Raw genomic sequence first — 13672 nt, 5'->3', positions numbered from 1 at the left:
ATTTAAGAGAGTTACCATGCTCAGTATATTTTTGTTAATTCCATTAAGTCTCATGCTGTTTGTGGTTGCCATTTGGGCGGTACGCTATGCGGTCAAATCAAATCAGTTTGAAGATCTGGACAATGCATCACAGCGCATCATATTGGATGATCGCCAAGAGCGACGGCAGACCATACAGGCTCATGATTACTCAGCGCCTATTTCGCAGAATGACGATACCACAGTGACTGATATAGTCGCTGATGATAAGGTGAGCCATCCTGATATAGAGTCAATTGATCATGCTGACCTTGATAAACAGCCAAAAATCTAGCATTGAGCCACTTTATCTATAGTAGAAGCTATTGAAAGTGTGAATATATGGCAACCGAGCGCAAATAGTACGACTTAGTACATTGAACGAGGTGGATGCCATAACCACTTATCAAGGCTTGTACTATCTGCGCAGCCTACTGTTAAGTGTTGGTTAAATGCCGATTTTATGTGTAGGTTTGCTTTTCGTTTTTTAGGAGAATCGCCCCATGACCACCGCTTTACTTATTGCGGCACTACTGATGGGCTTTTTTGGTTCACCGCATTGCTTAGGCATGTGTGGCGGTCTGGTGACAGCATTTGGGCTATCGATGAAAGACGTCAGCCCGACCAAACGCCGTGCTCTTGTGGCAACTTACCATTTAGGTCGTTTGACCAGTTACGCATTTTTGGGTTTGATGGCAGGACTGATTGGCACCACTGTACTAGAGCCCTTAATGAAAGGTAATAGTACGCCACGTATCTTGCTAGGCTTGGTGTTAGTATTCGTCGGCGTGACCATGCTTGGCGCACCATTTTTAAAAAATCTTGAGCGTTTTGGTATGCGATTTTGGCAATATCTCAGCCCACTTCGTCAAAAAGTATTTCCACTCAATACCTTTCCGCGAGCATTAACGGCTGGACTGCTTTGGGGATTTTTGCCTTGCGGATTGGTTTACGGTGCATTATTGATTGCAGTAGTCGCTCACAATCCACTAAGCGGTGCTGCACTCATGTTTGTGTTTGGCTTAGGAACCGTACCGATGCTAGTCGCCACGCACGAAACCGTTGGTTGGTTACGTGACAAGATTGGACGTTTTCGCTTGAGACAGCTTAATGGCGCTGTCATGGTATTATCTGGCTTAGCCGTTGTGTTTGTCCCTATAGCAATGTCTAGCATGCATGGTGGGCATGATATGTTCAATATGCAAGGCGATCATATGCAAATGAGCGATTCAGAAATGATGGATATGCCGATGGATACAAATATGGATCACAGCAGCCATCATATGATGCCAACTGATAACAGCACAACTCCCCAAGGTATAGATCATAGTATGCATGATATGAGTGATGGCGCGATCAACATGAACCACGATGAACATTCTGAAATGATGGAACAAGCTCAATAGAATTATCGACAATAGATATTGTTAAAATATGAAATCATTTAACATCAAAATCTGCCATATAAAAAAGCCCTCAACATCAATCATGATGTTGAGGGCTTTTATGATTCCGACAGCTGTACACTATAGTAGAACTGACGGCTTATAAATCACTACTCTTGCCACTGCTCAAGGGTAAACTTAGTATCTAAATGCTTCTCTAGCGCGGGTATATTAAAAGCATCATCTTCACTCACAAAACTAATGCTGATGCCTGTTTGTCCAGCACGACCCGTACGACCAATACGATGCACGTAATCATCTGGCTGATCAGGCAAGGTATAATTAACCACGTGGCTAACATCATCGACATGGATACCGCGTCCTGCGACATCAGTTGCCACCAAGACAGAAGCATGACCATCTTTAAAGCGCTGTAGATACTTTTCACGTTTTTGTTGAATGACATCGCCCGACAACATCACAATTTTATGCGCTTGACGCAGCTTATGATACAGACGCTTGACTTGGTCTTTACGATTGGCAAAGACAATCACTTTATCCACTGCCGTATCACTGATGATACGCTGCAACGCTTCTAATTTTTGATCTTCTGTCAGTAAATAAAAGTGCTGATCGACTAACTCACTGGTTTTATGTTCTGGCTCTATTTCAACAAACTGCGGCTCATGCAACCAGCGATAGGCTAGATTCATCACATCTTGGTTGAAGGTGGCAGAGAACAGTAAGCTTTGACGGTCTGTATTGGCTGGCATCCGACCGACCAAACGCTTGATGTCAGGGATAAAACCCATATCTAGCATGCGATCTGCTTCATCTAACACCAGTACTTCCACTCGATCTAAATAGACCATGCCTTTATTGGCAAGATCAATTAGACGACCAGGTGTCGCTACTAAAATATCGACATATTGACGCTCAAGCTCATGCTGCTGAGTCTCATAATTGGTGCCGCCCATGATACAAACACTGTGTAGCGAAGTATATTTGGTCAAAGCGATACAATCATCAAATATTTGCTGAGCAAGCTCGCGAGTGGGCGCCATGACCACTGCGCGCGGCTCACCCAAATAACGCTCTTCATCATTGGTAAAAGGACGTTTAAGTAAGGCTTCCATAATAGTCAATAGAAAGGTTGCCGTCTTGCCAGTACCCGTCTGCGCCTGTCCAATAGCATCTTGATTTGCCAAGGTATGCGGTAATATTTGTGCTTGTATGGGCGTTAATGCCGTAAAACCTAGATCACTTACGGCACGTAAGGTCGGTGCTGAAAGTGGCAAATCAGTAAACGTGGTAAAATTACTCAAAAAAATATCCTTTTAAATTAATCACTTGTTCATTACTAATAATAAGTAGACTCATGATAAATAGGCTCATGATAACCCGTTATATTGCTGTCTAAATTAAGCAGCAACAACAATATGAAATCTATATATAGCTGACTGAGATACGGGCATAAAAAAAGCCAAGCCTAACGCCTAATCCCACCAAACATGCTGATTTTGACTCAACATGGGTAAGATAAAACGGGCTTGACTCAGTAGTATATCAGTAGTGTCTACAGACATTATAGCTAAACCGCTCTAATGACTGGATAGATTACTCTTCTACTTTTCTGACTTCTTCAGCTTGAAGACCTTTATCACCTTCTACCACACTGAATTCGACCTTTTCGCCATCTTTTAGAGAACGATAGCCATCACCTTGAATCGCGCGGAAATGGACAAAAATATCTTCTCCGCTGTCACGTTGAATGAAGCCAAAGCCTTTTGAGTCATTAAACCACTTAACGATACCTTGCTCACGAGCTGACATAATATTGCTTCCTAAAAAAGTCCGCTTAGCCCCAAATTCCTTTGCAACATTGCATATAAACGGGATCTAAGATGATGAAATCAAAAACTTAAGAGTACTATACTAACTATTATCACCTACATACCGCATCTATAGCAAATAACGGTATGTAGCAACATAGTGAGTATTTACAAACATAACGACCGTCTTACTGATTGCTCTACTTCGGCAGTAGCAACAAACTTGCAATAATTATTGCATAAAAAATATCATAGCACGGGTTTTTAGCAACATAAAGACTTTTAACATGATTTTTTGGCTTTAGCTTTATTTTTCATGTAATTTTTTTATAACCTCGTCATCAAGCTGTTATCATAAAGAGAAAGGTTTGATTAAACTGTGCAATTTTACGCTTATGCCATTTCATGCTTATACAGTATCTAAACCTTATAACAAATAATAAATCCTCAACCTCGTTTCATCGTTATAGAGACCATTATGACCTCGCCTTCTCAGTCTATACCAACCGTCACGCCTTCAAAGAAAAATGCCGATAAAACACTCACTCATAAGTTATTGCTGGTTAATGGGGTCAATTTGAATTTATTGGGTAAGCGCGAACCTGAAATTTATGGTCATACGACACTAGCAGATATCGAGGAACGTCTGATCGCACGTGCAGCTCAGCACGGTATTGAATTAATATGTATACAATCCAATCATGAAGGTAGACTGATAGATGACATCCAATATCATGGACTTTTAGCGGAGACAGCGCTGCAAGTAGATGCCATTATCATTAACCCCGCCGCCTTTACTCATACCTCGGTTGCGTTACGTGATGCGCTCTTGGCCACACAAAAACCGTTTATCGAGGTACACTTATCCAATGTGCATGCGCGCGAGCCTTTTCGCCATCATTCTTATCTAAGCGATGTCGCCGTCGGTGTTATTTGTGGTTTGGGGCATCTGGGTTATCAAATGGCATTGTCCTACTGGCTTGATAGCCTCTACTCTGTCACAATCAGCGATTAATGCTTAATCCTGATTACCGACAATCATGAATTGTATAACTATACTTTATCAATAGCACACGAGTTAAACAGCAATTGTTTGACTAAAATACTAAAATTATGACTGAGCAAACAACCCACTACATGGTGATATGAATGGCAAAATCGTCTGGAAAGCGCTTTATGAAATTGGCTGGCATGACAGCAAGCATTGCCGGCAAAGCAGCTAAAAACTCATTTAAGCACCTCTCAAGTGACGAAGAAAAACGTTTGCAAGCACGCTCAGAGCTGATGCAAGATGTGGGCATTCAGATAGCCGAAACGTTGGGTGAAATGAAAGGCGCGGTGATGAAAGTCGGGCAAATTGCCTCGCAATATAAAGACGTGTTCCCACCAGAAGTAGCGACAGCGCTAGAAAAGCTGCAAAAAGATGCGCCGCCCATGCCGTATTCGCAGATACGTGCACAAATCGAGCGCGAGCTTAAAGCGCCTGTCGCAGAATTATTTAGCGAATTTGAAGAAACACCGTTTGCGGCGGCTTCCATCGGTCAAGTGCATAAAGCCGTTTTGCCATCTGGTCAAAAAGTGGTGGTTAAAGTCCAATATCCTGATGTCGATGAAAACTGTGATAGTGACCTCAAACAAGTACGCATGGCACTAAAAATCGCGGGTGTGCTCAATATGAGCAAACAGTTGCAAGAGCAACTATTTAACGAGATTCGCCAAAGTTTACACGATGAATTGGACTATATTAAAGAAGCGCATAACTTACGAGTGTTTGGCGCATTTCATGCAGAAGACAAAGGTCTTATTATTCCTAAAGTCATTAGCAGCCACTCTTCTAAACGGATTTTAACCTTAACAGAAGAGATGGGAGAAACCCTAACCGTCGCGGCGACTTGGGACAATGACATCAAACAACACATAGCCAAGCGCCTGTTCCACTTTACCGCAGGACAACTATTTGGCTTATACCGTATGCACTGTGACCCACATCCCGGCAACTTTGCCTTTCGCAAAGATGGCAGTGTGGTGGCTTATGATTTTGGCGGCATCCGTAGCTATAGTGACAGCGAAGTTCAATTGTTCCGCCGTTTTGCCAAGCATGCCATTAAAGGAGATGTGACTGCCCTTGAGCAGGACCTCATCGCTCTTGATATTCGCCGTGATGACGATAAAAATATCCCCGGAGAGTTTTATGAGAAATGGCTATCCATTGGGCTAAAGCCTCTGTCTATTCAACCTTATCAACAAGGCGCTTTTGATTTTGGTCAAAGTCAGGTTCATCACGAAGTCATTGCTCAAATGCGGACGTCGTTGAAGTACTTTGGTCAATTCCAACCTTCTGCAACCACCATGATGCTAGATCGCACAGTGTCAGGACAATACTGGAACTTAGTCAACCTCGGTGTTGAGATTGACTTATCACCACTCGTTAGTGAATACATTGATGTATAACGATATAAAATATACATATTTACGAAAGCAGACAACGCACAAACACGGCTAAATATGCAAAGCGTGTCCACAACGATCACAGAATTCTGCTGCAATGGCATGACCGAACTTGCCACAATTAGGACAGGTGACGGGATTGAGTTGCGGACGCATATTACGTGCCAGCTCAGAAGTAAAAATCCCCGTTGGCACTGCAATGATCGAATAACCCGTAATCATGACCATGCTCGCAATCGCTTGACCTAGCGGTGTTTTGGGTGACATATCACCGTAACCGACCGTGGTCATGGTGACGACTGCCCAGTAGATAGACAGCGGAATACTGGTAAAGCCATTTTCAGGGCCTTCTACCACGTAAATAATCGAGCCGAAAATCGTGACCAATAATACCAGCGACAAAAAGAATACCGTGATTTTTTGCTGACTGGTTTTAAGCGCCGAGGCCAAAAATCCCGCTTGTTGCATATAAGCTTTGAGCTTGAGTACGCGAAACACACGTAAAATACGCAAAACCCGTATCACTAATAGATACTGTACCCCCACAAACATGAGGCTTAGGTAACTTGGCAGCACAGACAATAAATCGACTACCCCAAAAAAACTAAAGACGTAACGCACGCGGTTAGGCGCTGAAAACAACCTGAGCGCATACTCTATCGTGAATAAAATGGTAAAAAACCATTCAGCATAAAAGAATATAGTGCCATATTGCAGGCGCATGTATAGCACACTGTCCAGCATGACCACAGCCACACTGGTCAAAATCGCAATCAATAATACAATATCAAAAATTTTACCCAAACGGGTATCTGTGCCTTCAATAATAATATGAATGCGGTTACGCAGGTGGGTAATGGCTTCAGCCGTCGGTTGCTTCATATAGTCAGTAGTATCGAGTCAGTAGCGATATAAAATAATGGCTTGATGGCAACCAATGATTTAAAATACGCTGGATAAGGCCAAGTTAGTCAAAATAGATAAAATTGGTTTATAATATTGTTCACAGGTCACATGTGAATACAATCACTAAGTTGCCACAGTGTAGCAAAAAAGCACTCTCAACAAAATACAAATCGTTAACGTGTCGGTAGCTCTGTTACTTCAAAGAGATAGTGCAAGCTATATTATAGAAACAGGTGATATGAGGTGTGTCATCATGCAGATTGAAAAATCTTAAAATGTATAAATACTCTTATTCATGACATACTCATAGTAAAAGATTGTTATTAAACACTTGTTTTAAGCACAATAAATAATACGCAAAACTTAAGGATGTTATATGGCAGGCCATTCAAAATGGGCAAATATTAAACACCGTAAAGCCCGTCAGGATGCGGTAAAAGGTAAAGTATTCACTAAAATTATTCGTGAAATTGTCTCTGCTGCCAAGCAAGGTGATCCTGACCCTAACAAGAATCCGCGCCTACGTGCTGTCATTGAAAAAGCCCTATCTGTCAATATGACACGAGATACCATCAACCGTGCAGTAGCTCGTGGTACAGGCGGTGATGACAATGACAATATGGACGAAGTAAGCTATGAAGGCTATGGCATCGGCGGCGTCGCAGTACTTGTCGAAACCTTGACTGACAATCTTAACCGAACAGTCAGTGAAGTACGCCACGCCTTTACCAAAAATGAAGGCAATCTAGGTACTACTGGCTCGGTCGCTTATCTATTTAATAAGCGCGGTGAAATCATCTTTAATGATACAAGCCTAGAAGATGAAGTCATGCTAGTGGCATTAGATGCAGGCGCGCTTGATATCGAGAATGATGGTGAAAGCTTGCTCGTCATCACTGAATGGGAAAATTTCGGTCACGTCAAAGATGCGCTTAATGCTGCAGGTTTGGTCTCTGACAATGCTGAAGTGACCATGGCACCGTCTACCAGTGCTGAAATAGACAATGTCGATGATGCACTAAAAGTCATGAAAATGATTGATATGTTAGAAGATATCGATGATGTGCAAGAGGTTTATAGCAATGTAAACTTTTCTGCTGACGTAATGACCCAGCTCGAGCAATAGTTTTATCCCGCAACCCTTTATGTCTCACACATCAAAAAGCCAAACGTTTAAAACGTTTGGCTTTTTTTGTTTAGCAATATGTGACGAACGCTTCGCTCCTACTAGGTTTTGCAAGTGACACCTTCAAGCGCTAACAAGTATGTTTTCTTATCCAGTCCACCTGTATAGCCACCAAGCTTACCATCGCTAGCAATGACTCGATGACACGGAACGATAATGCTAAAAGGATTTTTACTATTAGCATTAGCAACCGCGCGAAACCCTTTGGGACTAGCGACATTTTGTGCCAGTGTCGCATAGCTTATTGCTTTGCCATAGCCAATATCTTGTAACGCTTGCCAAACTCGTTGCTGAAACTTGGTTCCTAAGCTGATATCTAATGGCAAATCGAATACCTGACGATCACCTTTAAAATACGATTTTAATTGCGCTATAGTCTCTATGAGTAGCGCTTGGGCAGGCACATTTTTGCTTAGGCTATCCTCATTGATAAACGTAAAGCTCTGATCGACAAACCCATATTGTTTCTTAAGTTTGGGAATGGATTTTGAGCTATGCCAAGAGTCACCTGCTAGCAGCCAATTGACTTCTACCAGCTTAGGGCTACTATGCTCATTGACACTCGCAATTAACGTTAGCTGGTGTGCGCCAAAAGCGGCTGTGGTGACTATCATGATGCTTCCTTTCAAATGATGATATTTTCAAAAATCGTTCATCGACTAAAACAACCTATCGAGCGCTACTCTTTATCATCGGTCTCAAATAAGGCGGCAACAAATTGTTTTGGACTAAAGGCACGTAAATCATCGATCGATTCACCAACACCAATATAGCGAATCGGCACATCTGTGGTTTCAGCAATATTAAAGACCACACCACCTTTCGCAGTGCCATCTAGTTTGGTAATGGTAATACCCGTTAATGGTACGACTTTATTAAAGAGTTCTACTTGATTAATCGCATTTTGACCCGTGCCAGCATCGAGGACAATCATACCTTCATGCGGTGCGCTTGGATCCGCTTTACGCATGACGCGTACCACTTTTTCAAGCTCAGCCATCAGGTGGGTTTTATTCTGCAAGCGTCCAGCAGTATCAGCGATTAATACATCGATATTTTTTGCTTTGGCAGACTGCATGGCATCAAAGATAACAGAGGCACTATCAGAGCCGTGACCTTGAGCGACGACTGGAATGTTATTACGCTCACCCCAAATTTGTAGCTGTTCAGTAGCAGCGGCACGGAAGGTATCGCCAGCAGCCAGCATAACGGATTTACCTTCGCCTTGTAAGCGCTTGGCAAGTTTACCAATCGTCGTGGTTTTACCCACACCATTAACACCCACGACTAAAATCACAAAAGGTTTTTTGCTGGTATCAATAATGAGTGGTGCGACTTTTGGCGTTAAAATATCAACCAGTTCAGTTTGCAACGCTTTATATAATGAATGCGCATAAATCAAATCACCACGGTCTGTCTGTTCGGTCAGACTTTTGATAATACGATTGGTCGCATTGACACCGATATCGGCAACCAATAACTGATCTTCAACTTCTTCCAATAGCTCATCATCAATCTCTTTGCCACCGATCAAAATACTGACCATACCTTCGGCAAGATTTTTACGCGACTTACTTAGCCCCGTTTTCATGCGGTTAAACCAGCTGCCTTTTTTCTTGTTTTCTTGCAGCTCTGTAGATTCGATTTCTGCTTGAGTGGTCACTTGTACCGCACTACTCGCAGGACTGACATTTGGGCTATCGCCAAGTTGCTCTTGTAGTGGCATGGTTGGGGCAGTAGAAATAGTGCTAAGCTTAGTATCAATATTTTTATTATTATCGTTATCAGCTGATGAAGCGCTTATAAAGCTTTCAGAGGCGTTTTTAGACGTGCTTTGCTCTTCTGTCCTCACAATTGGCGCACCCAAAGCAATGTTTTGTGCCGCATCAGCACTTGAGACATCTTTGTTTATCGTGCTGTCTTTTTGCTGATCTTCGATGCTTTTATCATTGGGCGCTTGGATAGAGCCTGCATCTTCTTTCTCATCGGTAATGGGCACAGATTGCGAAGGCAGACTGGGTAAGGTAATATCATCGTCATCTAAGTCATCAAAATTGCCATCGAGATTAATGATTACACGACTGCTATTATTGGAGTTATTCATAAGCTTGCCCTAAAAGTTATCACGTTCAGTTATTTGATTATTTTAAATGGGTCGGTATATCGTCATGTTTTTGCCATGGGCCATGACCCACGACAGTCAATTTTTAGCCTAGTTTATCATAATTCAAGTTGTGCTCAGACCTTACCATCATAGCCTATCGTCAATTTTTGCAAATCTGGCAAGTTATACCATCTATTTAGAAAGTTTCGCTTAAGGTTTGGCAACAAAAATCTGACCTTACACATGCTAAACTTCGCCTACTCTACCAGAGTTTATTGTAGAACAAGCCTTATTCCAAAACTTACCAATTACTTCACTATCGATTACTCAACCCTCATTTTTAGGAATTATCTATGCCATCACTATCTAACACTGACAAAACGTACGGTAAAAAAGCAATCAGCATCAGCGCAGCTTTATTAGTAGCGACACTAGTACTATCTGCGACAGGCTGTAATACCACCCAAGAATTTAAGCCAACAGCCAGTGTGATGGTTGGGGCACATAAATCTTTATAAAACCCGCTATCTATCGCTAGTATTGAGAGTGATCTAACCACTGATCAATTTACAAGTTGCCATTTTATATAAGTAGAATATACCATGCCACTGCCTTTATCACCGTCGCCCTTACCTACCGCCTCTCTACGTCTTGCCGGTGCCTTAGCAATAGCAACGACTCTTGCTGCTTGCCAAACCAGTACTATCAGCGCCAACACATTGTCGACTGCTCAGAAGCCAGCCATTCAAAATACCTTGGGTAAAGATGGGCTAAATACCGCTAAATCAGGTCAAGACTTTCAGCCCTCATCAGCATTGACCATGGATATGTCAGGTCGACACGAATATCAATTAGAAAACGGTCTAAAGGTAGTGGTAAAAGAAGACCATCGCGCACCTGTGGTAATGACTCAAATCTGGTATCGAGTTGGGTCAGCAGATGAGCCACTGGATAAAGGGGGCATCTCGCATTTGCTTGAGCATATGATGTTTAAAGGCACTACTAACGTTTCGAGCGACGACTATGAGCGATTGATTGCTAAATTTGGCGGCGTCAATAATGCGTTTACCAGCTACGACTATACGGGCTATTACGAGCTATTCCCTGCCAACCGTTTTCCTTTGGCATTAGAGCTAGAAGCGGATCGTATGAAAAACCTACTTTTTAATGAGCAGGAATTTACCAAAGAGCACCAAGTGGTCATGGAAGAGCGCCGCCAACGCACTGATGATAATCCACTTGCCAAGGCTTATGAGTCATTTCGCTTATTGGCGCTCCCGGATAGTCCAAAAGGCGAATCCGTTATTGGGCCGATGGATGAGCTTGAATCCATTACCCTTACAGATTTAAAAGACTGGTATAAAACATGGTACGCACCAAACAATGCAACGTTAGTCATCGTTGGCGACGTTAAACCACAAGAAGTGTTGGCTCAAGTCAAACGTTACTTTGGGGAGCTAACACCAAGCGATCTACCTAAACGTCCTGCCGTCAGTCAAAAAGGCTTCCGTGGCTATCAGCAAGTCGACTCCGAGCAAGCCGTACAAGTGCCAGTATTGTTAATAGGTTATAACGTACCCAGTCTCGTCACTGCTGGTGCAGCTAATGAAAAACAAGCTTATGCGCTCTCACTGGCTCAAGATGTATTAGACGGTGGTCTCTCTGCCCGCCTTGAGAGTCGATTGATACGCGAGCAAGGTCTACTTACCACAGTGGGCACTTCATATGACTTGCTAGATCGTGGCGATGGACTGTTTTTGATACAAGCAACTCCACGTGAAGGTGTCAGCTTAGAGCAAGCACAACAAGCCATTATGGCTGAAATAGAAAAGCTCAAAACCGATCCCATCGCTGCTGATGAAATCGAGCGTGCCAAAACCAATACGGTCACAGGGCTCGTCTATGCGCAAGACAGTATGGAAGGTCAAGCGCAGATGATTGGCTCATTACAGTCTATCGGTCTTGACGATACGCTGCTTGCCAAATTGCCCACCAAACTCGATAGCGTGACGATTGCTGACATACAAGCTGCTAGCAAAAAGTATTTGGTAAAGGACAATTTAACAGTGATGCATGTCATCCCACCTAAAAACCAAGCAGCGACAGAGAAATAATCGTGCCGTGTTAGCTCTTTATTCGATACAAGCGCCAATCATAAAGACCTTATTTATAAGAAGAAAACCATGACTCAAAATAGTAATTTGTTGCAAAATAGAAAAAAAGCGTGCAGCTCAATACCATCAGCAACCGCCACCATGCAAAAACTGTCGCATCTTAGTGTTGGCATCTTGCTAGGTCTAACAACGTTGACGATGACAGCACAAGCAAACACAACAGGTGCTGAAGAATATCGTGGCTCTGCGGCAGTGGATACCAGCGCACCGATTGCCGCATTATCAAAGCTAACCAGCCTTGACGATGATAAACCGTTAACCGTTACCATCCCAACGATTCAGCAGTTCAAAACCAAGGCAGGCGTTCCCGTACGTTTTGTACAAACAACAGCCTTACCGATTGTCGATATCGACTTGCGTTTTAACGCTGGTAGCGCCCGTGATGGCAGTATTAGTAACACAGGTTTTGGTATTGCTAATATGACTGCTACTATGTTGACGCAAGGCTCTAAACGCTTAGACGAAAATGAATTTACTCGCGCTGTTGAAACCTTGGGTATCAATCTAAATAGTAGTGCTTATAAAGACATGTTTATTGTGTCGCTACGTAGCTTATCTGATGATAAGCATCTACTTCCAGCCGTTGATTTAATGACTCAGATGCTCAGCGAACCCGCTTTTGACGACAGCATTTTAGCACGTAATAAAGCACGATTATTGGTTGGTTTGCAGCAGCAAAAACAAGATCCCAACAGCCTTGCTAGCATCGCATTTAGCGAAGCATTGTATGGCGAGCATCCTTACGCCCATCCATCAGCGGGTACACTTGAAAGCGTTCCTACTATCGAAAAGCAACAGCTAATAGATTTTAAAAACCGCTATTTGGTCGCAGCAAATGCCTCTGTTGCCATCACTGGTAATCTAACCTTAGAGCAAGCAAAAAAACTTGCTGAAGATATCACTAGCAAATTACCGAAGGGTCAGCCTGCAACTGAGCTGCCTGAACCCAAACCACTGAGCCAAGCAAAGCACATTCATATCCCCTTTCCAAGTACTCAAACCACCGTACTCATGGGACAATTGGGAGATAAGCGTGCCACCGATCCCCAGTCTCAGCAGAAGCAAACCAATTTTGCGGTTGGTAATGAGGTACTTGCGGGCGGTGATTTTAATGCGCGACTCATGACTGAGATTAGACAAAACTTGGGCTACACTTATGGCATATCAGGCTCTATGAATCCCATGCTGGCACGAGGACCATACCAAATCGGTTTTTCAACGCGCAATGATAAGGCGCGCGCGGCCATTGATGCCAGCTTAGACGTTATCAATGACACTTTAGAAAAAGGTATCACCAGCACTGAGATGCGCTTAACGACGGACAATCTTAAAAATAGCTTTCCGATGGGTTTTGCGAGCAATGCAGGAATTAATGGCTTACTTGGGATGATGAATTTTTATCAATTACCAAACAGCTATCTGACTGATTATGTCAAACGTGTTGATCAAGTAAAGCTATCAGAAGTCAATCAAACCATGCGTGATACCCTTAAACCTGATGATTTCCTGATTGTCACCGTTGGACAAGAGAATCCTTGGAAAGATAAAAAGACCAATAAATAGCCGCACAAAGAAATGCTGGGCAACACTATTTAGTATTGCCCAGCATTTCTTTATAG

The 13672-nt window shown here is 42.8% G+C and carries 13 protein-coding genes; 8 read left to right on the top strand and 5 right to left on the bottom strand.

Going from position 1 to position 13672, the window contains the following annotated elements:
* Positions 1–16 precede the first annotated feature (16 nt).
* Both ccoS and JMX95_RS05520 read left to right on the top strand, forming a co-directional pair.
* Positions 17–313, top strand: a complete 297-nt coding sequence (ccoS, locus tag JMX95_RS05525) for a cbb3-type cytochrome oxidase assembly protein CcoS (RefSeq protein WP_087815953.1) — start codon at positions 17–19, stop codon at positions 311–313.
* Between the two features lie 208 nt (positions 314–521).
* Positions 522–1424: a sulfite exporter TauE/SafE family protein gene (locus tag JMX95_RS05520; RefSeq protein ID WP_201560223.1), complete on the top strand. Its 903-nt coding sequence runs from the start codon at positions 522–524 to the stop codon at positions 1422–1424.
* Between the two features lie 149 nt (positions 1425–1573).
* Here the strand turns inward: JMX95_RS05520 and JMX95_RS05515 are convergent, their stop codons facing one another.
* A complete protein-coding gene (locus tag JMX95_RS05515) occupies positions 1574–2728 on the bottom strand; it encodes a DEAD/DEAH box helicase (RefSeq protein ID WP_045446437.1) in 1155 nt (384 codons plus the stop codon).
* A gap of 292 nt (positions 2729–3020) precedes the next feature.
* On the bottom strand, positions 3021–3236 hold the full coding sequence (locus JMX95_RS05510) for a cold-shock protein (protein WP_011513806.1): 216 nt from the start codon (positions 3234–3236) through the stop codon (positions 3021–3023).
* Positions 3237–3713: 477 nt separating this feature from the next.
* Here JMX95_RS05510 and aroQ point away from each other — a divergent pair, with 477 nt between their 5' ends.
* Positions 3714–4250, top strand: a complete 537-nt coding sequence (gene aroQ, locus JMX95_RS05505) for a type II 3-dehydroquinate dehydratase (RefSeq protein ID WP_201560222.1) — start codon at positions 3714–3716, stop codon at positions 4248–4250.
* A 134-nt stretch (positions 4251–4384) separates the two neighbouring features.
* Positions 4385–5686, top strand: coding sequence for an ABC1 kinase family protein (locus JMX95_RS05500; RefSeq protein WP_201560221.1), 1302 nt, complete (start codon positions 4385–4387; stop codon positions 5684–5686).
* Between the two features lie 48 nt (positions 5687–5734).
* On the opposite strand, the gene JMX95_RS05495 is transcribed toward JMX95_RS05500, so the two are convergent.
* Positions 5735–6565: an ion transporter gene (locus tag JMX95_RS05495; protein ID WP_201560220.1), complete on the bottom strand. Its 831-nt coding sequence runs from the start codon at positions 6563–6565 to the stop codon at positions 5735–5737.
* Positions 6566–6965: 400 nt separating this feature from the next.
* Between JMX95_RS05495 and JMX95_RS05490 the strand changes: the two genes are divergently transcribed.
* Positions 6966–7715 (top strand): YebC/PmpR family DNA-binding transcriptional regulator, encoded by a 750-nt coding sequence (locus tag JMX95_RS05490; protein WP_045446423.1) that lies wholly within the window; start codon positions 6966–6968, stop codon positions 7713–7715.
* A 101-nt stretch (positions 7716–7816) separates the two neighbouring features.
* On the opposite strand, the gene JMX95_RS05485 is transcribed toward JMX95_RS05490, so the two are convergent.
* Positions 7817–8389: a methylated-DNA--[protein]-cysteine S-methyltransferase gene (locus tag JMX95_RS05485; RefSeq protein ID WP_201560219.1), complete on the bottom strand. Its 573-nt coding sequence runs from the start codon at positions 8387–8389 to the stop codon at positions 7817–7819.
* Between the two features lie 65 nt (positions 8390–8454).
* Positions 8455–9879: a signal recognition particle-docking protein FtsY gene (ftsY, locus tag JMX95_RS13835; protein WP_201560218.1), complete on the bottom strand. Its 1425-nt coding sequence runs from the start codon at positions 9877–9879 to the stop codon at positions 8455–8457.
* Between the two features lie 353 nt (positions 9880–10232).
* Between ftsY and JMX95_RS05475 the strand changes: the two genes are divergently transcribed.
* From JMX95_RS05475 to JMX95_RS05465, 3 genes are all read left to right on the top strand, one after another.
* On the top strand, positions 10233–10397 hold the full coding sequence (locus tag JMX95_RS05475; protein ID WP_157908393.1) for a hypothetical protein: 165 nt from the start codon (positions 10233–10235) through the stop codon (positions 10395–10397).
* 84 nt (positions 10398–10481) lie between these two features.
* Positions 10482–11993, top strand: a complete 1512-nt coding sequence (locus tag JMX95_RS05470) for a M16 family metallopeptidase (RefSeq protein WP_201560217.1) — start codon at positions 10482–10484, stop codon at positions 11991–11993.
* A 69-nt stretch (positions 11994–12062) separates the two neighbouring features.
* The gene (locus tag JMX95_RS05465; protein ID WP_201560216.1) at positions 12063–13616 is read left to right on the top strand and encodes a M16 family metallopeptidase; all 1554 of its coding nucleotides are present in this window, start codon (positions 12063–12065) and stop codon (positions 13614–13616) included.
* The last annotated feature ends 56 nt before the right edge of the window (positions 13617–13672 follow it).

The sequence above is a fragment of the Psychrobacter sp. NC44 genome (assembly GCF_904846655.1).
In the GTDB taxonomy this organism is placed as follows: domain Bacteria; phylum Pseudomonadota; class Gammaproteobacteria; order Pseudomonadales; family Moraxellaceae; genus Psychrobacter.
The sequence above is the reverse complement of the archived record's forward strand: the minus strand, read 5'-3'. Positions and strand labels throughout refer to the sequence as shown.

Excerpts from the sequence above, each read along its gene's own strand:
- aroQ (WP_201560222.1), top strand. The coding sequence starts at position 3,714 with ATGACCTCGCCTTCTCAGTCTATACCAACCGTCACGCCTTCAAAGAAA.
- JMX95_RS05520 (WP_201560223.1), top strand. The coding sequence starts at position 522 with ATGACCACCGCTTTACTTATTGCGGCACTACTGATGGGCTTTTTTGGT.
- JMX95_RS05490 (WP_045446423.1), top strand. The coding sequence starts at position 6,966 with ATGGCAGGCCATTCAAAATGGGCAAATATTAAACACCGTAAAGCCCGT.
- JMX95_RS05465 (WP_201560216.1), top strand. The coding sequence starts at position 12,063 with ATGACTCAAAATAGTAATTTGTTGCAAAATAGAAAAAAAGCGTGCAGC.
- ccoS (WP_087815953.1), top strand. The coding sequence starts at position 17 with ATGCTCAGTATATTTTTGTTAATTCCATTAAGTCTCATGCTGTTTGTG.
- JMX95_RS05500 (WP_201560221.1), top strand. The coding sequence starts at position 4,385 with ATGGCAAAATCGTCTGGAAAGCGCTTTATGAAATTGGCTGGCATGACA.
- JMX95_RS05475 (WP_157908393.1), top strand. The coding sequence starts at position 10,233 with ATGCCATCACTATCTAACACTGACAAAACGTACGGTAAAAAAGCAATC.
- JMX95_RS05495 (WP_201560220.1), bottom strand. The coding sequence starts at position 6,565 with ATGAAGCAACCGACGGCTGAAGCCATTACCCACCTGCGTAACCGCATT.
- ftsY (WP_201560218.1), bottom strand. The coding sequence starts at position 9,879 with ATGAATAACTCCAATAATAGCAGTCGTGTAATCATTAATCTCGATGGC.
- JMX95_RS05470 (WP_201560217.1), top strand. The coding sequence starts at position 10,482 with ATGCCACTGCCTTTATCACCGTCGCCCTTACCTACCGCCTCTCTACGT.
- JMX95_RS05485 (WP_201560219.1), bottom strand. The coding sequence starts at position 8,389 with ATGATAGTCACCACAGCCGCTTTTGGCGCACACCAGCTAACGTTAATT.
- JMX95_RS05510 (WP_011513806.1), bottom strand. The coding sequence starts at position 3,236 with ATGTCAGCTCGTGAGCAAGGTATCGTTAAGTGGTTTAATGACTCAAAA.